Annotated in this window: 13 protein-coding genes; 2 read left to right on the forward strand and 11 right to left on the reverse strand. The window is 67.3% G+C overall.

Features of this window, described 5'->3' with window-relative positions:
• Nucleotides 1–87: 87 nt before the first annotated feature.
• The 3 genes from SKC42_RS20105 to SKC42_RS20115 all read right to left on the reverse strand — a co-directional run bounded on the left by SKC42_RS20105 (nt 88) and on the right by SKC42_RS20115 (nt 8,339).
• Nucleotides 88–3,279, reverse strand: coding sequence for an ATP-binding protein (locus SKC42_RS20105; protein ID WP_330966032.1), 3,192 nt, complete (start codon nt 3,277–3,279; stop codon nt 88–90).
• A gap of 63 nt (nt 3,280–3,342) precedes the next feature.
• Nucleotides 3,343–4,911: a GMC family oxidoreductase gene (locus tag SKC42_RS20110; RefSeq protein ID WP_330966033.1), complete on the reverse strand. Its 1,569-nt coding sequence runs from the start codon at nt 4,909–4,911 to the stop codon at nt 3,343–3,345.
• Nucleotides 4,908–8,339, reverse strand: coding sequence for a GMC family oxidoreductase N-terminal domain-containing protein (locus SKC42_RS20115; protein WP_330966034.1), 3,432 nt, complete (start codon nt 8,337–8,339; stop codon nt 4,908–4,910). Before SKC42_RS20115 ends, SKC42_RS20110 begins: the two co-directional genes overlap by 4 nt.
• 158 nt (nt 8,340–8,497) lie before the next feature.
• On the opposite strand from SKC42_RS20115, the gene SKC42_RS20120 reads away from it, so the two are divergent.
• Nucleotides 8,498–8,638: a hypothetical protein gene (locus SKC42_RS20120; protein ID WP_330966035.1), complete on the forward strand. Its 141-nt coding sequence runs from the start codon at nt 8,498–8,500 to the stop codon at nt 8,636–8,638.
• Nucleotides 8,639–8,866: 228 nt separating this feature from the next.
• Here the strand turns inward: SKC42_RS20120 and SKC42_RS20125 are convergent, their stop codons facing one another.
• From SKC42_RS20125 to SKC42_RS20140, 4 genes are all read right to left on the reverse strand, one after another.
• Nucleotides 8,867–9,340 (reverse strand): hypothetical protein, encoded by a 474-nt coding sequence (locus SKC42_RS20125; protein ID WP_330966036.1) that lies wholly within the window; start codon nt 9,338–9,340, stop codon nt 8,867–8,869.
• A complete protein-coding gene (locus SKC42_RS20130; protein WP_330966037.1) occupies nt 9,337–10,302 on the reverse strand; it encodes a caspase family protein in 966 nt (321 codons plus the stop codon). Before SKC42_RS20130 ends, SKC42_RS20125 begins: the two co-directional genes overlap by 4 nt.
• Nucleotides 10,303–10,358: 56 nt before the next feature.
• Entirely contained in the window at nt 10,359–14,450 is a 4,092-nt protein-coding gene (locus SKC42_RS20135) for an nSTAND1 domain-containing NTPase (RefSeq protein WP_330966038.1), read from the reverse strand.
• 219 nt (nt 14,451–14,669) lie between these two features.
• The gene (locus tag SKC42_RS20140; protein ID WP_330966039.1) at nt 14,670–15,014 is read right to left on the reverse strand and encodes a hypothetical protein; all 345 of its coding nucleotides are present in this window, start codon (nt 15,012–15,014) and stop codon (nt 14,670–14,672) included.
• Between the two features lie 15 nt (nt 15,015–15,029).
• Here SKC42_RS20140 and SKC42_RS20145 point away from each other — a divergent pair, with 15 nt between their 5' ends.
• Nucleotides 15,030–15,881 (forward strand): hypothetical protein, encoded by an 852-nt coding sequence (locus SKC42_RS20145; RefSeq protein WP_330966040.1) that lies wholly within the window; start codon nt 15,030–15,032, stop codon nt 15,879–15,881.
• Nucleotides 15,882–15,897: 16 nt separating this feature from the next.
• Here the strand turns inward: SKC42_RS20145 and SKC42_RS20150 are convergent, their stop codons facing one another.
• From SKC42_RS20150 to dnaK, 4 genes are read right to left on the reverse strand one after another with little or no spacing between them, the layout of a single operon-like run.
• Nucleotides 15,898–16,284, reverse strand: a complete 387-nt coding sequence (locus SKC42_RS20150) for a heat shock protein transcriptional repressor HspR (RefSeq protein ID WP_330966041.1) — start codon at nt 16,282–16,284, stop codon at nt 15,898–15,900.
• Entirely contained in the window at nt 16,284–17,462 is a 1,179-nt protein-coding gene (dnaJ, locus tag SKC42_RS20155) for a molecular chaperone DnaJ (protein WP_330966042.1), read from the reverse strand. Before dnaJ ends, SKC42_RS20150 begins: the two co-directional genes overlap by 1 nt.
• 52 nt (nt 17,463–17,514) lie before the next feature.
• On the reverse strand, nt 17,515–18,156 hold the full coding sequence (gene grpE, locus SKC42_RS20160) for a nucleotide exchange factor GrpE (protein ID WP_330966043.1): 642 nt from the start codon (nt 18,154–18,156) through the stop codon (nt 17,515–17,517).
• Nucleotides 18,153–20,015 carry a molecular chaperone DnaK gene (dnaK, locus tag SKC42_RS20165; RefSeq protein ID WP_330966044.1) on the reverse strand — a complete coding sequence of 621 codons (1,863 nt, stop codon included), beginning with the start codon at nt 20,013–20,015 and terminating at the stop codon, nt 18,153–18,155. Before dnaK ends, grpE begins: the two co-directional genes overlap by 4 nt.
• Nucleotides 20,016–20,111 lie beyond the last annotated feature (96 nt).

Genomic DNA, 20,111 nt, shown 5'->3' on the forward strand with positions numbered 1-20,111 from the left:
CAGCGCCGCGCCGAGGCCTTCGATGGCGTTGGCGCGACCCGCTCCCAGTGTCCGCCTCGCTCATGACGGCCTTGCCCCGGTGTCAGTTCAGCAGGACGCCGCACGCGGTGATGTCATGCCATCGGCGAGCGCCAAATGGCCTTCGTACCCAAACTTTTGGGCCATCGCGCGATATTGTCCGACCAACTCGCGGAAGGCGCCCTCCTCACCGCGGGCGCGCGCGAGCAGGGCGCGCAGCCGGAGCAGTACGGTCTGGCGCATGGCCAAACCGCCGTACGCTGGGCCGCCCTCCAACCGCTCGATCGCCGCCTCCGCTTCGAGCACGTCGGATTTCGTCCGTCGCGTCAACAACGTTTCGACCAGCACCCGGGTGCCGGGATTGCACCAGCCGAGCTGTCCGGCGTCGAACAACTCGTCGACCGAGCATCGCAGCAGCGGCATCGCCGCGTCGAAATCGCCGCGGCGCGCCTGCTCGCGTGCGGCGTAGATGTCGACGACGCGCAGCTCCGTCTCGGTGTAGCGGCCTTCCAGGCACATCTCGCGCACTTGGGCCAGCACCTGCAGACCCAGCTCACGATCCGCCTCACCTCGATGCACCAGCGCCAGCCCCAACGCAAACCGAACCAACGCAAGTCCGAAGTCGTCGCCGGTCTCCTCCACAATCCGCAGCGCCTGGCCAATCTCTTCCATGGCTGCGTCATCGGGAAGCAACACGCCAGCCGGAATACCGGGCGTGTACTTGTAACCGATCACGATCGCGTAGGACATCGGATCGGCCTCACGCGCGAAGGCGACCGCTTGACTGAAATCGTCGCGCCAGGTCGTTTTCCCTAGACCCCACCGGGCGAAGCCCCGCGACGCGAACGCCAACGCCAGGGGTGACCCGATCACCAGGTTGCCTTTCGTGGCGTCGCCGTCTGCAAGGTCGATCACCGCGTCCGACCACCGCACCACGTCGGCGATCTCGTCGGTCTCCACCTTGGTGTGGATCGCCGCGAACGACAATCCGATGGTCAGTACCGGGTGAGCCATCGCATCGATCAAGCCCATGTATTCAGACGCGAGCAGCGACGCCTCGCGCAGTCGTCCCCGGTTGAGGTGTTCCATCACCAGTCCCGCCATCCCGATCACCAGGGATGCCTTGTCGCCGGCCAGCTCACACAGCTGACGCAGCTCATCGAAGCGGGAACCGGCGATGCTGGCATTGGCCCGCCAGGCGCTGCCACACAACAAGGTGCGGGGAGTGATCCGCATGGAGGTGCGCTGAGGGTCCTTGACCGGCAGGGCGTCGGCGACCTGAGCGGCGCTCTCCCAACTCAGTCGCGCCGCGGCGATGTCACGGTTGATCGACCATCCGCCGGCGCGCATGTGCCACCCGTACGCGGCGTGCAGCTCGCGGGCGGCAACCAGATGCTCAGCGATCAACGCGGCGTTGGCGTCCGCCAAAGCAGGGTCTCGACCTTCAATTGCCGCCGCCAGGCGCCGGTGCAGCGTGGCGCGGTCGGATCTGAGCTGCGACTCGTAAGCGACCTTTCGGATCAGCGGATGGTGAAACGCGTACTCCGCGCCGGAGGTGAACCGCACCTGGTCGATCAACTCAGCCTCGATGAGATCGTTCATCGCGGGTTCGACACCGATGCTGGTCAGAAGGTCGGCGTCGAAACGCAACCCAATGACCGCGGCTGCACTCAACGTCCGCTTGGCTTCTGGCACAAGACGATCGATCCGCGCGGCGATGGCGGTTTGCAGCGTGGCCGGCACGCTGATGTCAGCGATGTCTTCGTCGCACACAAACGCGCCGCGCTGGCCGCGAAGCACCCCGCGCTCGCCGAGATCGCGAATGATCTCTTGCGCGAAGAACGGGTTGCCCGCGGCGCGCGCCGAAATCGCCGCGCCGAGCCCCGAGACCGACGGATCCCGCCCAAGCGCATCGGCGACCAGCGCTTCGATTTCTGAATCACTCAGCGGGCTAAGGGCAATCGTCTGCGCACCCGCAACTCGGCTTAACGCGCCGTGGTACTCGGGGCGATACGTGATCATCACCATCGACGGAGTCTGCGGAATCACCATGAGGAAATCGACAAGCATCGATTCGCTCACTTCGTCGATCCAGTGGGCATCCTCGACAATGTGGAGCGTGGGTGCGGCGCGGCCCAGTAGTGCGGCGTTGACCAATGCGGTCAATCGGCGCCGGCGCGCGGCGGGATCAATCTTCGGCAGTGCCGTAGCGGGGTCGCGAACACCGAGCAAATCATCAAGCAGCACCAGATCCTGCTCATCGGCGTCAGCTATCAAGGCTCGCAAGCGGGTTCGCGCGGCCTCGTCGTTGAGATCGGTGACGCCGAACGCCGACCGCAGTAGGCGCGTCACGGTATGGAACGGGATCTCACCCCCGTGCGACTCGCAGAACGTCCACAGCACATCGACACCACGGCCGCTCGCCATGGCAGCCGCTTCGCGAACCAGCCGGCTCTTGCCGATTCCCGGCGACCCGACCACGCCCATCACCGTGCCGTGCCCGTCGATCGAGCGGTCCAACACGCCACCGACGGCCGCCACTTCCCAGCGTCGTCCGACGAGTGGAGATTCCGCGCGCACGACGGGAGCGTCCAACGGTTCGATATGCACCAAACGGCGCGCCGACACGGGGGCGTCGCTGCCCTTGATGCGCACCAGCTCGCGGGGACCGAGCATCGCCACGTCCTCCACAAGGCGGGCGGTGGATTCGCTGACCACCACTCCGCCCGGTGGGGCCACCGACTCCATCCGCTGCGCCATCCCGACATGCTCGCCAACCGCGGTGTAGGCCAACGGGGTTGAACCGACCCCACCGGCGATCACTTGACCTGAATTCAGCCCGACCCGCAGCCGCAGCGCGACGCCGTCGCGCTCGTGCACGTCGTCGGCCAGGCGCGTGGCTTGGTCTTGAATTTCCAGCCCGGCCAGGCAGGCGCGCAAAGCATGGTCCTCCAGCGCCACCGGCGCTCCGAACAACGCCATAATGCCGTCGCCGGTGAATTTGTCGACCGTGCCGCCGTAACGCCGAATGACGGCCGCCGACCGGTTGACCAATTCGGTCAAGATCTCCCTGAGCCGCTCGGGCCCGAGTGCGGCGGCGATGTCCATGGACCGGACGAGGTCGGCGAATAGTACGGTCACCTGTTTGTACTCTGCCGCGTCATGCCGCCTCACCGTCGGCGCGCCGCACGCGTCACAGAATCGAGCGTCAGGGCGCAAAACAGTGTCACACTCCCGGCATGACGGGGCCGCCGTCATCATGTGCCGCTCCTACCGCGAATTACGTGATGGACAAAGGATAAGACGTCAGCCATGCTCAGCGCCTCAAGAGCTGTCGGCGACGACGGCGGCGGCGGTACGCTCGGCCAGCGCCGAGATGGTCATGGCCGGATGAAACCCGAGCGCCGTGGGCACCACCGACCCGTCTGCGATGAATAAGCCGGGATAGCCGTGCACCTCCCCCACCGGGGACACCACGCCTTGTGCGGGGCTTTCGGCGATCCGGCAACCGCCGAGGGGGTGGACGGTGAAGATCCGGCGAAACACCTTCCAGAACATGTTCGGGGTGAAGGTGCCGCCGTAGCAGCCCGACACCTCGGCCATCGCCCGCTCGATCCGGTCGATCAGTTCGGCGTTGTCGGTCCGGTAGTTCCAGCGGACGTCGAGTCCGCGGCGGGTGAGATGCAGGCGGCCTCCAGCGTTGTCACGACCGATGGCGATCAGATTGGTGGACCGCCGCCACCCCGGATCGCCGGATGCCGCCAGGGCCGACCGGGACAGCACACCATGGGCGAATGCCCACGGCACAAGCGCCGGCAACAGCCGCCACAACAGCAGAGCCACCGGGCGCGGCAGGCCAGCCGAAGGCCTGCCCATGGCGGCAAGGGCCTTCATGACCGGGGCATGAAACGTGGGGGCGGCAAGGGTGAACTCGGGTGCCTGGTCGCAGAATCGCATCACCGACGTGACGTCTGGCCCGCGGTCGGGGGCCAAGTCGGCCTTGGCGTTGCTGACCGACCCAAGGAAGTCCCCGTTGGCCGAAAAACCCTGCCCGAGGATCGGACTCAGCTGCGGTAGCGATCGGAGTTGGTCGCGGCACCGCAGCAGCAGCTCGCTGGTTCCCAACGTTCCTGCGGCGAGCACCACCCGCCGGCCCACCGTGACATGCTCGGCGCCGGTGCCAACATCGCGGTGCCTGACCTCGTATCCGTCGCTGCACCGACGCAGCTCCACCACGACCTGCCCGGGCCACACTCGCGCCCCGCATCGTTCGGCTTCGGCGAGATACGTGGTGTCGGCGGAGCGTTTGGCTCCGAAGCGGCAGCCGAGTTCGCATTCGGCCACCAATTGGCACGTGCCCCTCGACGTGGGCGGGTCGGGCGGCTGCGGCCAGTGGACGGCTGCGTCGGGGTCGAAGCATTCGCGACCCAGCCGCGACGCGGCGCTGTGGAAGGCGTCGCGTTTCGCCAGCCGAATCGAGGCGGGCAGCGGCGCCACCGCGAACATGTCTGCCACCCGCTGGTAGTAGGGGTCGAGGCTGACACGGTTGGTGCCTTCGGGCCAACGGGGATCGTCGAAAACGGCCGGGTCCGGGCGGATATGGACATTGGCATACACCAGTGAGCCGCCGCCGACGCCGGCGGCGACCACACAGCCCAGCGCGGAAAAGAAGCGAACGTCGTAGAGCCCGGTGGCCTTACGGCGGTTCTCGTGGCGCCATAGCAAGGCGTCGGTGTCGGTCACGTCCCGCGGGAAGTCCTGCGGTCCGTATCGCCGGCCGCGTTCCAGCACGACCACCGAGCGCCCAGCCTGCGCGAGCCGGCAAGCGGCGATGGAACCGCCGAATCCCGACCCGACCACGACGGCATCCGCGGCGGGGCTTAGCGCGCTCACAATCGCGCCGAGGGTTCTAGACCGGCGACGATCTTCGGGTAGACGTCGGCGGCCGCGTGCTCCCCGAAGACGCAGTCGATGTGACCGTATCCCGCAATGACGTGGCGGCTGTAGTAGTGCGAGCCGTTGGCGGCCGACAGTGCGTCAATGGATTTCTGTGTGCTCAGCGGAAGGTAACACGCGTTGTCCGCGCCGTGAATGATGGTCAGCGGCAGCGCCAAACGTTGCAGGTGCGACATGTAACGGTTGGATCCGTCGGCGCCGACCAGGTGGCCGGCGCGCACCATCGTCGCCAGGTGTTTGAACGCGGCGATGTTCGCGACGCCGAACATTTCGGCGAGCGCGGCGTCGTGGGTCACCCGGTTCAGCTGCGTGTGTTCGTACAGCAGCCCGTAGAGGAACGTGATCCGATGGCAGACGGCGTTGTCGCACTCTTCGCCGGCCGACATCGGCCAGAAAGCCAGGGCCCGGTCGAATGCCTTCTCCCACCAGCGCTCGTCGTTGTGGGCGTCGGTGGACAAAGTGTCGAATCCCAGGCGATCCAACAGGTCGGGGACGTGTAGGCCGGTTTTCCACCGCATCACGTCCCCGACCACCATATGGGTCGAGATCTGGGAGCACACCGCCGCGCGCACCTGCTCTGTGGTCAACGACCCGCCCAGCATGGCACAGGTGAAACTCGTCGAACCGGCGCAGTGCGCCACCACTTGCACATTGGGTGCACCGGTGAGCCGACGGACCTCGTCGACGGCTGTCGGCCAGTCATATTGCGCCACATCGTCGAGGGTGAACCTATGCCGTGCGGCGGGCAGGGCGGTGCTGATGCGGAAATCCAGCAGCCAGACGTCGTAGCCGCTTGCGCTGAGAAACTCCACCAGATTGGTTTCGATGGTGTCGATGGTGAAGATCAGGCTCGACACACCGAGTCCGTGCGCAAGCACCACGGGGCCCTTGCCTCCGCCGCGATACCGGGTCAGTCGCAACTCGACGCCGTCGGCGGCGTTGAACGCATGGACCGTCGGCACCGGCGCCCGCAAGGGACGTTTCGGGCGGGGCGGGGCTTCGTGGTCGCCCAGGCGGGCACCGGCCACCGCACCGCCGTAGACGTGGAACAGCTCGGACGCGAACATGGCGCCGAAGCGGGCTTTGGCCGTGAGTTGCTCAGCGACGCTTTCTGTTCCGGTGACCCGGAAGGATCGCAACTGCTGCAGGAAGTCTCCGGGAGATATGGTGAGCGTTCCGCGCGCGACGACCGGACCGGTCCGGTCGTCGCCCGCGTGGACGACGGTGAACAAGGTGGTGGTGTCGCCCCACAGGTCAAGGCCGGTGTCGTGGTGGATGTCTTTGTGACCCTCGAGGAAGAACCGACGATCGTCGCTCGTGCTCAACCGAGCTTGATAGGTCATGTGAGTCGTGCCGGTGGTTTGCGGGTCATCGACGAACAGGTTGAATGTCGCATCGCTGGCCGCCATCGGATCGGGCGACAGGGTGGGGGCGACGACGGTGCCCACCATGCGCGCTCGGCGGTCAGGGTCGACGAGAAACTCGTCGAGGTCTTCGACGAGGATGGTGAACACGAATGACAATGCCGTGCTTGCAGTTTGGCCGGCACGCTCGGCCGCCACAAAGTCAACCGGGATGTCAGCGCCGGTCGCCACCCAGCCTTTCATCCGCTCGGTGAACTCGATGCCGACCGCCTCGGGCGGCCCCGGCGGGAGGTCCGGCGTTGGCGATTCGTAATCGATGTGCCAGCCCCGGTCCTCGGCCAGCAGGGCGGCGTTGCGTTCGGCAAGCGCCGAAATCGTCAATAGCGGGTTGACACCGACCGACGACGGGATGATCGAGCCGTCGCAGACGTACAGGCTGTCGTAGACGGCGTCGCCGCTGCCGCCGCGGAACACCTGGCCCTTGTGATTCACCACACCGGTCGCGGCGTCGCCGCCCATCGGGCAACCGCCCAGCGGGTGCACGGTGATCGGCCTACCGCCCAGTTCGGGGAACGCCCCGGGGTTCTTCACGAGGGTGCCGCGTTGCGATTTGGTGGCCCGCAGCAGTTTGTCCGGGATCTTGTGATGGATCGGTTTGTCGCCGACGCCGGGCCACGCCACCCGCACGTGGCCGTCCGCGCCGAGAACGAGGCGGCCGTCGGCGCCGTCGTGCGCCATCACCAGGAAAGTCAAGGTGTTGCGAACCGCACCGGAGTGCGGACCAAACAGATTGCTGTCCAGTTCCCTGGCTGCCGATCGGAGTTGATCGCCGAAACTGGTGGCGGTGTTTACCCCGAGGACGCCGGCGGCGCTGAACGCGGCGGACAGCTGCGGTGCAAGCCCGCTGGGGATCACCCCATCCTCGATCACCATGGCCTCGTCGAGTTCGCCGTTGCGCAGGTCCACTACGCCGGTGATGCAGGGCCCCACCGGTTTTCGCGCCAGCTCGTCGGCGCGAGCGTTTCCCCACCCGACACCATCGACGGGATAGTCACCGTTGTAGGAGAAGCCCAACACGTCGCCGTTGCCGGTAAAGCGGCTGCCCAGCGCGCTGGACAGAGCGAGAAATTCTCGGCTGCGCAGCAAGATTTCGGTGGACCCCAGCGTGCCGGCGCAGAGCACCACAAGGTCGGCGGTCACGGTGATCGCAGGAGCATTGAACAGCTCTTGACCGGTGTCAAGGAGTTCGCAATGCAGCACCCACCGGTCGTTCTCGCGACTGAGGTGGTGCACCGCAACCTGCGTGAAAGCTTTGACGCCGTGCGCGACCGCGTCGGGCAGGTAGTTCATCAGCAGTGTGTTCTTGGCACCGACATTGCATCCCGAGACGCAGTCCCCGCACATCGTGCAGCCGTTCTGATGAATGCCGGCGGCGTTGGCGCCGTCTTGAAAGGTCACCGCGAGCGGCACACGGTAGAACGGTCCGGATAGCTGCTGGGCGGACTGCCGCAGCGCGTCTAACTTGTTCAGGGCGTGACGTTGGGGAAGCTCCTGCGGCTGCAGCATCCGCCGGGCGCGCGCGTAGCCGTCTTCAAGCCGCGTCGCGGCATCGTCGCGGATTTCCGCGGGCCAGCTGGCGAACACCCGGTCGTCGGCCTGCAATACAACGTTAGCGTTGATCAACGATGTGCCCCCGAGCCCGCATCCAACCAGGACCTGCATGTCGCCATTGGCGCGGATATCGAACAGGCCGGTTCGGGGGCCGAGGTGCCGCGTGTCGAGTTGCAGCTGCCCATTACAGAGCGCCGCGGCCAGACTGTCCGGAAACTGACCGGGGTGCGACTCACGCCCACGTTCCAGCAGCCAGATCTTTTTTCCGTCGCGCGGCAGTCCGGCCCGGGCCAGCCGCGACGCCGTGACCGCGCCGCCATACCCGGAGCCGATCACCACCACCGACGCGTGCCCGCAGAGTTCCTCGACCGGCGATGACAGCCGCGGCAATTTTCGGGTCTTAACTTCCGTGACCGCTTGTTCACGTGTCTGCGCCATAAGAACCAACCCTTTTGCTGGCAGACTAACTCGTACAGCCTGATGTTTCCACGCACGCGCGGTGGGGTCGATAAGTAATCGGCTACTCGATTTCGAATTACCGTGTCTAAGTGGCCGGTAAAGAGGTGCTATTTGACCGCATCGCCGTCGCCACGGTCCAGACGCTTGCACAATTCGCAGACCCGGTTGTGGACATCGAGCGGAAGGAAAGGCGAACCAACCAAAGCCCGTCGCGAGTGGACGACTGGTAGATCACCGTCCTGTTCGCTGCCGCGGACCCTGTACAACGAAAATCGGCGGATTTGTCACTTCTCGGGTGACGGCACATCAGTAGGTGCCATGTGTCTCTGGCGCACAAGCCATAGCCATCGCGCGGGTTCTCCCCTGCGTCGTGGGCATGAAAATAGAGATCGGTGACGCCGCTGCGATCGCGTTCTCTGCGGGCGGATCTACAAAGCAAAATCCCGGTTGCGCAACGATCAGCCTCGCTTGAGCCCGGCAGGCCACACAATCCGTACCTCACGGTCAAGTCGTCGCGCGTGCGCTACCGCGTCGGCCGTTCCGCCCCGACCGCGTGCCGGCTCGCCGTCCCAGACCGCGATGAGCAGATCGCTGTGCTCGGCAATCCACCGCCCCGCGGCCTCGTAGGCGGCCTCACCGGGAACGGCGAACCGCAGTCGGGTGATGCCGGCCGCGGCGGCGAGGAAGCGGTGGTATGCGTCGGCGGCCTCACCGCTCAGGGTCATCGCGTAGCCGTCGGCTGGGATGACCACGTGCAGTCGCCCACCGGCAGCGAGCACCTCCGACGCGAAAAGTTGGTCGGCGCCCGCCGCCAGGCTGCTGTATCCGACGACATCGGTGAACCCTGCCAAGATCTCCCGGATGCCGGCGGTGACGTAGCCGAGCGCGGAGTCGGGCAGATCCTGGTGGCCGGTGACCCCGATACCGGTCATATCCGGCCGGCATCGACCAGCCGCCAGTAACGCTGGCCCAAGGGGGTCAACCGGCAGCCGGTCGAACGCATCGCCGCGTAGTACATGTGCTCCTGGTCGATGGGTACCACCAACTGACAGGCCCGGCACCGCTGCAGGGCCGAAAAGACCGCCACGTGGGAGGCGATGGCCTCTTTTGCGGTCGGCTCATACGACGGGTCGAGCGGGAATTCGGCAACGGGGGTGGGGAACCAGTCGGTGAGCTTGCGTAGCTCGTGTAACGGCAGCCGGGGCGCACACAGCCGAATGTCTTGCAAAGCTTCGACATTGGCTTTGAAGGTGGGCCGCTGCTCCCAAGCCCCGAAGGACTCCGACAGGTAGGCGTACAGGTTCGCGACGTTCACATGCCCGAGCGTGTCGGCTGCGCCGCCTTGCAGGGCTGCCTCCAGATAGGTAGAAAACTGGCCACGCCCCTGGGCTGTCTCCATCGCCGGCTGATCGTCGCGGCTGGCCGTCAGCACCGCGAGTCCCTTGCGCAGGTTCGCCAGGCCGTTGTTCAACGCTTCAAGGGTGGTGGCCCCGCCCGAGAAACAGCAGTCGAGGATGACGGTGATCTCCGACACCGTGCTGTTGTTGACCTTGGTCAAGACCTCCGAGAAGGCGACCCCGGGCGTGTGCGCGGTGGCGTCGGAAGTGCCCAGCGCCACACCGCCGTTGGTCGAGCTACCGTGACCGGCGAAGTACAGCAGTGCGAAACTCGCGCCCCCGGCCAGCAACCTGTCCAGCATCTGAAGTAGTTGCCCGCGGGTGAGTTGCGAGTCGCGGTCGGTCGCGGTGGCGATCTGGCAGTCCAGATTCGGGCTGTTGTCCTCGTTCCTCGCAAGTAACGAGTGCAGCGCGGCAGCGTCGTTGGCGCAGCCGGACAAGGGCGGGAAATCACGGTCGTCGTAATAGTCGATACCCACCAGCAGCGCTCTTTTCACGGCGAGTCTCCTCGTACGCTATCGATGGCGTGCCCGCATCTTCGCATGTCGGGGGCTCATCCGCTGTCATCGCCGGGCGGCAGGCCCGGGCAGACGTCGATATAACCGATGTCAGGGGACACGAGCTCGTTCCACCGTTCGGGACTGATGGTATGAGTGAGCTTGGCGCACAATGCATCCGGCGTGGCGGCGGGCACCGGCCAGACGCGAAGGGTGTGATCGGCGCTGCCGGAGAGCAGCGTTGCGCCGTCAGGGCTCCAGTCCAAACTCGCGACGACGGACGTATGGCCAGAGAGGGGGGCGCCGAGCTGAACTCGGTCACGGGTGTCCCAGAGCCGGATCGTGCCGTCACCGCTGCCGGAGGCCAGGGTGCGACCGTCCGGACTGAACGCTAGGGCAGCCACCGTCACGTCAGCGTGCATCGGATCGCCGATCGCCCGCCAGGTGCGGGTGTCCCACAGCCGCACCGTGCTGTCCGCGTAGCCGGCCGCCAGCGTGTGTTTGTCGGCGCTGAATGCCATGCTCACCACCATCGCCGTACCGGTCATCGGCGGCCCCATCGCCTTGCCGGTGTCGGCGTCCCACAGCTGAATGGTTCCGTCGAAGTCGCCGGTGGCCAGTGTCCGCCCGTCGGCGCTGTATTCGATCGCGATGACCGATCCTGCCCGCGTGACAGGTTGACTCACTTCCCGCATCGTCTCGACGTCCCACTGTCGCACTTCGTCGGCCGACACGCGCGCCGCAATGCGGTGGGTTTCCCGGTTGTACACGATGGGGCGCAGCGCGTCGTAGGGCCCCAGACGCAGCGGCTCGCCCAACGGTTGGCGGGTCCGCGCATCCCAGAGTCGGACAGTGTTCACCGAGCCGTACGACAAGAGACGGTTGCCGTCGATCGGCCACAGGCTGTGAACGTCGTCGTCGTCGACGCGCAGCGGTTCGCCGATCGGTCGCAGCGCCGCAGCGTCCCACCACCGCGCGGTCTTGTCGAGGCTGCTGGATTTGATGCGACGCCCATCCTCGGAAAAGCTGGCCATCACCAGATCGTCGTGGCCGAGCAGGGGCTGCCAGCTTGCGGCGTCCCACATCCGCACCGTGTTGTCGTCGCCGCCGGACACCAGCCGCCGCCCGTCGAGACTGAACACCGCCTTCTCGACGACCCCCCGATGTCCCAGGAGTACGCCGACTTGTCTGCTAGTCGCCACATCCCACAACCGAATTGCCTTGTCAGCGCTCGCGCTGACCAGGAGCCGTCCGTCGGGGCTGAAGGTTACGCCCGGCACCCCGTTGTCGTGACGTAGCGGGGGGCCGACGGGTACCCCAGTGTGCGCATCCCACATCCGGGCGGTGAAATCGAGGCTCCCCGAGGCGATGCGGGCCCCGTCGGGGCTGAACGCCACGCTCATCACGTCTGCGCTGTGACCACGCAGTGGCACCCCTACCGGCACGCCCGTCACCGCATCCCACAACCGCACCGTCTTATCCCCGCTGCCCGACACGATGCGGCTGCCATCGGGGCTGAACGCAACGCTCGAGACCAAATCGTCGTGGCCGCGCAGCGGGTCGCCGATCGGTTGGCCGGTCGCCACGTCCCACCGCCACACGTATCGGCTGTTGCCGGACGCCAGGCGGGTGCCGTCGGGGCTGAACGCCACGCTGGTGACCACCTGGCGCGGCGAGCGCAGCGGCTGGCCGATCGGTTGGCCGGTGGCGACATCCCACAACCGGACGGTCTGATCCATGCTGCCGGAGGCCAGGCGGGCGCCGTTGGGGCTGAACGCCACGCTGGTGACGATGCCGTCGTGGCCGCGCAGCGGCTGCCCGATCGGCTTGCCGGTCAACGCATCCCACAACCGGACCGTGTGGTCGGCGAGTCCCGCGGCGATTCGGCTGCCATCGGGGCTCACCGCGACGCCGGCCACCATGGCCGGAACGTCGATGACCTTGAGCAAGTCTCGTTCCTGCTGCAGCGCGGTCAGCAGCGGGTACCGCTCGCCCTGGTGGTGCGACGGAATGGCAAGCGCGGCCAGCAGCTTCTCGATGGCGGTGACGTCGTCGCTGCCGCCCGGACTCAAGCCCGCGAGCAGCAGCTGCGACTCCCCGTACAGCCGCAACGCGGTCGCATCCCGGAAACGCGCGTCGGCGTCACGTCGGGCGAGGAACGCCCAGCCGAATCCGATCATGGCGACGACCGCGACCACGGCCACGAGGACCAGCGCGACCCGCAGCACCCGAGCCCGTTTGCGAAGCCCCTGGGCGCGCCGATCCTCGCGCTGCCGAGAAGCAAGCAGGTATTCGCGGGTGGTGTTGAGCCGGTCCCGGAAACCCGGTTTGGTGGCCAGGGCTTCGGCCTCGGTGAGTCGCTCGCCCTCCAGCAGCCAGTCGCTGCGACGGGCGGTGCGTTCCCACGCCTGTGCCGCCTGCTCGAGATTGTCGGTGTTCTTCAGGTCGGCCGACTCGTCGTGCAACCATCCCGCGAGCGTGTCCCACTGACGCAGCAGGCTTTCGAGGGCGACCTCGACGATCACTTCACCGTCGCGCTCGTCTTTCAGCAGCAGCCGTTGAGCGACCAGGGCGTCGATGAGACGGTGACTCTCGGGAGGCAGGTCCACCCACCGCGCGGGCCGGCGCAGGGGCTCGTCGTTGGCGGCGTTGATAGTCGCCAGCCAGGGGATGAACGCGGAGCGCAGCCGCGCCAACTCACCCTCGCGGGTGTCGGGGTCGGCGGAAAGTACTGCGGCGATCTCGGTTTCGACGACTCTGCCCATCCCACCCGTCGCCTCGTACTCCGCGAGCCCGACCTCACCACCGCCGTAGTCCTCGTACAGGCGAGCAAGCGTCAGCGAAAGCAGCGGTAGCGCGTCGGCGCCCTCCGCGCAGTCCGCCAGCAGCCGCTCCACTAGGTCGGGTGACCACCGCAAGCGGCCGCCCGCCCGCTGCGCGCGTTCGGCCGGGCCGCAGATCACTTCTCGGTAGCGGTCGCGCGGCATGGGTCGCAAGTCCTCGAAGAGTTTCGGCGCGGGCGCCCCGGCGAGCTGCGGCGCCGTTTGCAGCGGCTCGACGCGGTCGGAGCGGATCGTGGCCAGCACCACGATCGACAGTGGGGGCTGCGCGCTGCGCAAGAGGCCAGCGACCACGGTCAGGAATTCCGAGGCTTCGTTCCCCGCTTCGGCGCCGAACAATTCCTCGGCCTGGTCGATGGCCAGCACAATGGTGGGCGGTGGTGCCGGACCGTCGTCAAGGACCCGTTGGGTCGCGGCGTGTTGGGCCTCCAGCAGCCAGCTCCGCACTCGAGCCGGATCGGCGGCGCAGGCCTTCAGGTCGCCGAGGACCGGTTGGGTGAGGCGCAGCGCTGCGCGCAGGCTGTGCAGGGAGCGGGCCAGACCGTAGGGGCCGGTCAACGGGCGGCGCTCCGGCCGCACGATGTCCATCGGCAGGAAGTGGCGGTCATCGCGCCGCAGCCGCGGCAAGAGGCCGGCCCGCAGAAACGACGACTTCCCCACCCCCGACGGCCCGAGGATGACCAGCGCCCGGCTCTCGCCCGAGCTGCGGAGTTCGCGGATCGCGCTCAGCGCGCGGTTGATCTGCGCGTCGCGGCCGAAGTAGACCGCGGCGTCCACGGCTTGCAGCGGTTGCCATCCGCGGTAGGGCGCGCGATGCGGGTCGTCGGCCGGCGGCCACTCGAAGCCGTCCGGTGCGATGCCGGCGTCGCGCAACCCGTTACGCAGCCGGCGTAGCCCCGAAGTCAAGAAACGCACCGCCTCGGGGTGCCCGTCCACGCTGATCGACGTCATGGGCCCGTCGCCGAACAGGTCGCAGCGTTGCCACTCACTGGTGATGTCGGCTCCGGTCGAAGGGGCCAGGCACACGGGGAAGATCGGCTTGCCGCGATCCTCGGCGATGCGGTACTCCGTCTTGCATTCGTGCGAATCGTCCCAATGCTGCGACAGCACACAGATAACCGCCTCGCAACGCTCACTGGCTGCCCGCAGCGCGTCCTTCCAGCGACTGCCCGCCGGGGTGCCGGTGTCGGGGTCCAAATCGAGATAGATCTCGTTGGCGAGGCCGGGTTCTGTCTGCTCGAGCCAGGTCTTCAAAGCCACTGCCTGCGCGCTGTCCTGATGCGAGTGGCTGATGAACACCCGGGACATGGCTATATGCTCGCGCAAAACGCGCCAGGTGGGTACGTATTCGACGGCTTAGTTTGCGCTCGGCGCCGGCTTCCGAAACGGCCAGGCCGCTCGCCAACGATTGCCACCACCACCGGAAGTCATACGCACCGCAGAAGTGCGGGATGACGGACCACCAGGCGACATCTGGTGCGAACCCCCGCGCGGATGTAGCCTCGACCGGTGAAGCGGCCTTCGGCGCTATTGAAACGCCGCCGGCAGACGACCGACCCGCAGCTGCGCGCGGCGCAGGACGAAGCGGGGCCGGCACGGACGCGCCGCGACGGCGATCCAATTCAATGGACGGAAATTCAAGGCGCACTTGCTGTTTCGCTGACCGAGGCGGCGGGTGACCAGCAATTCGCGCCGCTGATCGCGATGCGCGACGGTCAGCCATCGCTTGAACTCGATCCGCATTGGCACGTGCCGGTCGAGCTTCAAGACCATGCGGGCAAACTGCAGGCAAAACTCCTCGAATTCGTCGTCAGCGGAAAGCTGCCGAAACGCAGTCGGAAACAACGTGCCAACCTCGAGCACGAGCGACACGCCGATGCCAGGAATATGGTTTCGCACCTGGAGGAACGCCGGGCCGCGCGCCTGCGCACCGAAGCGCTCTTCGCCGACGCCCAATCGGCGGGCCGGCCGTTCGTGTTGTTCCTGCGCGGTTACAACAACCGCATCATGGCCCGATACCCCGCCGGCGTCGTCATGTCGGGCACCCTGGCACTGGAGATGCCCGAGCTGGCCGACCTCGTTGATTCCATCGCCCCGATGCCAGTGGTGTGGATGGCCAATCCCATAGAGTCGTATGTCGTCGACATCACGATCGGCAAGCGCAAGGCCTACCAGGTGGGCTTTCGCGTGGAGTCCGACATCGATTGGCAGGAGGACGTCGCCGCGCTGATGTCGGCGGCCTCGTTCATCGTCGTCGACAACACCGCTTCCCTCGTGGACCCCTTCACCTTCGGCGAGGACCGGCGCCGCGTCATGTCTCCGGGTGTGGTGGCCGAAATCAAGCGGCTCGCCGACCTCGGCAGGCTGGGGGACGCGTTCTTCGAGGACGCCGAGGCGGCGAACCTGCTCACCGGTCGGTCCGACTGTCGGGCGCTCGACGCCAAGGCGCGGAACATGATGCGTGCCCACGACACACCCCGGGTGCCCTCCGAGCCGTTGCCACCCGCGATGTGTCCCTGGGTCGGCGGGTCACGGCGCGCGACGATGGAACGCGAACAGGTGGCCGTCGCCGAACTGCTCGAGCGGCTCGAGACCGCCCGGCGACCCGAGCTCACCGACGTCGTGCTCGACGTCATCTACTGGCTGCTCAGTTATGCGGTGCTGCTCGAACAACCCGAACAACTGTCGGCGCTGCTCGACCGTCTTCCGTCGGGTCGCAGGCGATTTCGAACTCGCTGACGCGCGGGCCGGTCGCCTAGCGGGCGCGGCGCGGCTGCCACACGACGAGCGCGGTGCTCTTGGGCACCACCGCGAGGTCGCGGCGCTGGCCGGCACGCACCTGCGCCAGCTCCTCGGTCAGCTCCTTGACCCGCGACTGCAGCGCCTCGACCTGATTGGTCAGCTCGATGATGCGCTTGATGCCGGCCAGGTTGACACCCTCGTCCTGCGACAGCCGCTGCACCTCCCGCAGCAGGTCGACGTCGTGCTCCGAATAGCGCCGTCCCCCACCGGAAGTCCGGCGCGGGCTGACCAGCCCGAGGCGGTCGTAGGTGCGCAGGGTCTGCGCGTGCATGCCCGCCAGTTCCGCCGCCACCGAAATCAGGAAGGTGCGCGACCCCTCTTCTCGCGAATTCCTTGCCATCAGCGATTACCCGCCCATCCCGCTCGCGGATCGAAACCACTGGCCCGCTCGGCGGCCGCGTAGGCCTCCAGGGCCTCCTGCGCGGCGCCCTCCACGTTGGGCGGCACCGCCACCTTCACGGTGACCAGCAGGTCCCCGCTACCACCGCTGCGCTTGGGCACGCCGCGTCCGCGCACCCGCAGGATCCGGCCGTCGGCGGTGCCCTTGGGCACCCGGACGCCGACCTTGCCGTCCAGCGTCGGAACCGAAAGCGTTGTGCCCAAGGCCAATTCGGTGAAGCTAACCGGAACTGTCACCGTCAGGTCGTCGCCCTCGCGGCCGAAGACCTTGTCCGGCCGCACGTGCACCGTCACGTACAGGTCACCGGACGGGGCGCCGCGCAGGCCAGCTTCCCCCTGACCGGGCAGCCGGATGCGCTGCCCGTCCTCGACGCCGGGCGGGATGCGCACGTTGATGGTGCGCGTGCGCGTGGTCACGCCGGTGCCCTTGCACTCGTCGCAGGGGTGCTCGATGATCGAGCCGCTGCCCCGGCAGTCGGTGCACGGCTCGGAAAAACCGAACGCACCCTGATTGCGGTTGATCACGCCGGAACCGTTGCAGCTCGGGCACACCTTCGGGCTGGTGCCCGGGCGCGCGCCACTGCCGTGACAGTTGGTGCACGGCGCCGGGCTGGTCAGCCGAAGCGGCATCGCCACGCCCTTGGCGGCCTCGACGAACTCCAGCTGCGTCTCGGTCTCCAGGTCGTTGCCGCGCCGCGGCCGGCTGGGACGGTTGCCGGCGCCCCGGCCGAACAGGCCGCCGAACAGGTCGCCGATGTTGGCCCCGCCGCTTCGCCCGGCGGCGTCGAACAGATCGTTCAGGTTGAACTCGGCACCGTCACCGCCGAACCCGCCGAAGCCGCCGCCGCCGTCGAACCGGCGGCCGCCACCGAAGCGGCCGCCGGCGAACAGCCGACGGGTTTCGTCGTACTCCTTGCGCTTGGCCGGGTCCGACAACACGTTGTGCGCCTCGGACACGGCCTTGAACCGTTCGCCCGCGGCGGGGTTGTCGGGGTTGGCGTCGGGATGCAGGTCGCGCGCCAGCTTGCGGTAGGCGCGCTTGATCTCCTCCGGGCTGGCGTCGGAGGAGACGCCCAGCTCCTTGTAGAAGTCCTTTTCGACCCATTCACGCTGGGCCATGTTGCGTCACCCCCTCTCACCTTTTGTTGTCTTGTTGTGCTGATTGTGTGGTCTAGTCACCCGGGCTGCCGGCTTTATCGTCCGATTCGCCCGGTTTCGTGTCGGCCGCCGGGGCCGCGCCGGCGTCGCCGACCGTGTCGACGACGGCGACCAGCGCGTGCCGTAGCACCTGCTCGCCGAGCTTGTAACCCTGCCGCATGACGGTGCCGATGACGGGCCGGGAGCCCTCGCCGCCGTCGCCCTCGTGCTGGACGGCCTCGTGCAGCACCGGGTCGAAGTCCTCGCCCTCGGCGCCGAACGACGTCAGGCCGAGTCCGCTGACGACGTTCATCAGCTTGTCCGCCACCGCCTTCAGCGGGCTCGAATCGAGGTCACCGTGCCGGCGCGCCCGCTCGAGGTCGTCGAGCACGCCCAGCAATTCGTTGACGACGCCCGCCTTGGCCCGGTCCGCCGCCGCCTGCTGGTCGCGCAGCGCCCGCTTGCGGTAGTTGGCGAAGTCAGCCTGGACCCGCTGCAGGTCGGCGGTCAGCTCGGCGACCTTCGTACCCGCTTCCGCGCCCGCCTCGCCGGGCTTGCCGGCCGGCGGGCTCCCTTCCGGCTCAGCGCCGGAAGGGGCCTGCCGAACCTCGCCCGTCTGGGGGTCGATGCGCCGCTTATCGGTGACAGTTACCTGTTCCTGATTCGCTTCGCTCACTTGGACTCCCGGTCATCGTCGACCACCTCCGCGTCGACGACGTCGTCGGCAGAGCTGGACGAACCGCCGTCGGCGCCGCCACCGGCCTGACCACCCTCGGCCTGAGTGGCCTCGTAGATCGCCTGGCCGAGCGCCTGGGACTCCTCGCCGAGCTTCTCCATTGCGGACTTGATCGCGGTGATGTCGGTGCCGGCCAGCGCCGACTTGGCCTCGCCGATCGCGGCGTCCACCTTGTTCAGCGTGTCCTCGGGGACCTTGGATGCGCCTTCGGCCCCGCGCTGTTCGGCGACGAACTTCTCCGTCTGGTAGACGAGCGTCTCGGCCTGGTTGCGGACGTCGGCCTCCTCGCGGCGCTGGCGGTCCTCATCGGCGTGCGCCTCGGCGTCCTTGATCATCCGGTCGATCTCCTCCTTGGACAGGCCGGAGCCCTCCTGGATCTTGATCGTGTTCTCCTTGCCGGTGCCCTTGTCCTTCGCGGTGACATGCACGATGCCGTTGGCGTCGATGTCGAAGGTGACCTCGATCTGCGGGACGCCGCGGGGCGCCGGCGGGATGCCGGTCAGCTCGAAGGACCCGAGAAGCTTGTTGTGCGAGGCGATTTCGCGCTCACCCTGATAGACCTGGATCTGTACCGACGGCTGGTTGTCGTCGGCGGTGGTGAAGGTCTCCGACCGCTTGGTCGGGATGGTGGTGTTGCGCTCGATCAGCTTGGTCATCACGCCGCCCTTGGTCTCGATACCGAGGCTCAGGGGCGTGACGTCAAGCAGCAGAACGTCTTTCACCTCACCCTTGAGGACACCGGCCTGCAGCGCGGCACCCACGGCCACGACCTCGTCCGGATTCACGCCCTTGTTGGGCTCCTTGCCTCCGGTGAGCTCCTTGACCAGGTCGGTCACCGCGGGCATGCGAGTGGAACCACCCACCAGCACCACGTGGTCGATGTCGGACACCGAGATGCCGGTGTCGGCGATCACCGACTGGAACGGCTTGCGGGTGCGGTCCAGCAGGTCCTGGGTGATGCGCTGGAACTCAGCTCGGGTCAGCTGCTCGTCGAGGAACAGCGGGTTCTTGTCCGCGTCGACGGTGATGTAGGGCAGGTTGATCGACGTGCTGCCCGACGAGGACAACTCGATCTTGGCCTTCTCGGCCGCTTCCCGAAGTCGCTGCATCGCCATCTTGTCCTTGGTCAGGTCGATGCCGCTGGTGCCCTTGAACTTGTCGACGAGCCACTGCACGACGCGCTCGTCCCAGTCGTCGCCGCCGAGGTGGTTGTCACCACTGGTGGCGCGGACCTCGACCACGCCCTCACCGATCTCCAGCAGGGAGACGTCGAAGGTGCCGCCGCCGAGGTCGAAGACCAGGATGGTCTGTTCCTTCTCGCCCTTGTCCAGGCCGTAGGCCAGCGCGGCGGCGGTCGGCTCGTTGACGATCCGCAGCACGTTGAGGCCGGCGATCTGGCCGGCGTCCTTGGTGGCCTGACGCTGGGAGTCGTTGAAGTAGGCGGGGACGGTGATCACCGCGTCGGTGATGTCCTCGCCGAGGTACGCCTCGGCGTCCCGCTTCAGCTTCATCAGCACGCGGGCGCTGATCTCCGGGGCGGTGTAATTCTTGCCGTCGATCTCGATCGTCCAGTCGCTGCCCATGTGCCGCTTGACCGAGCGGATGGTGCGGTCGACGTTGGTCACCGCCTGGTTCTTGGCGGGCTGCCCCACCAGCACCTCACCGTTGCGCGCGAACGCGACGATGGAAGGCGTGGTCCTGGAGCCCTCGGAGTTTGCGACGACGACGGGGTCGCCACCTTCCAGAACTGCGACGACGGAGTTGGTGGTCCCGAGGTCGATGCCGACCGCACGAGCCATGGTGATTCCTCCTGAGTAGTAGAGCTTGGGTACTGCACTATGCTGAGTGAACCCCGCTCAAGACTGCGCCGGCCAACCCTATGGTGTCAACCCCAA

The sequence above is a fragment of the Mycobacterium sp. 050134 genome, from assembly GCF_036409085.1.
In the GTDB taxonomy this organism is placed as follows: Bacteria; Actinomycetota; Actinomycetes; order Mycobacteriales; family Mycobacteriaceae; genus Mycobacterium.

Excerpts from the sequence above, each read along its gene's own strand:
- SKC42_RS20135 (WP_330966038.1), bottom strand. The coding sequence starts at position 14,450 with ATGTCCCGGGTGTTCATCAGCCACTCGCATCAGGACAGCGCGCAGGCA.
- SKC42_RS20125 (WP_330966036.1), bottom strand. The coding sequence starts at position 9,340 with ATGACCGGTATCGGGGTCACCGGCCACCAGGATCTGCCCGACTCCGCG.
- dnaK (WP_330966044.1), bottom strand. The coding sequence starts at position 20,015 with ATGGCTCGTGCGGTCGGCATCGACCTCGGGACCACCAACTCCGTCGTC.
- SKC42_RS20150 (WP_330966041.1), bottom strand. The coding sequence starts at position 16,284 with ATGGCAAGGAATTCGCGAGAAGAGGGGTCGCGCACCTTCCTGATTTCG.
- SKC42_RS20105 (WP_330966032.1), bottom strand. The coding sequence starts at position 3,279 with ATGATGACGGCGGCCCCGTCATGCCGGGAGTGTGACACTGTTTTGCGC.
- SKC42_RS20145 (WP_330966040.1), top strand. The coding sequence starts at position 15,030 with ATGGTTTCGCACCTGGAGGAACGCCGGGCCGCGCGCCTGCGCACCGAA.
- dnaJ (WP_330966042.1), bottom strand. The coding sequence starts at position 17,462 with ATGGCCCAGCGTGAATGGGTCGAAAAGGACTTCTACAAGGAGCTGGGC.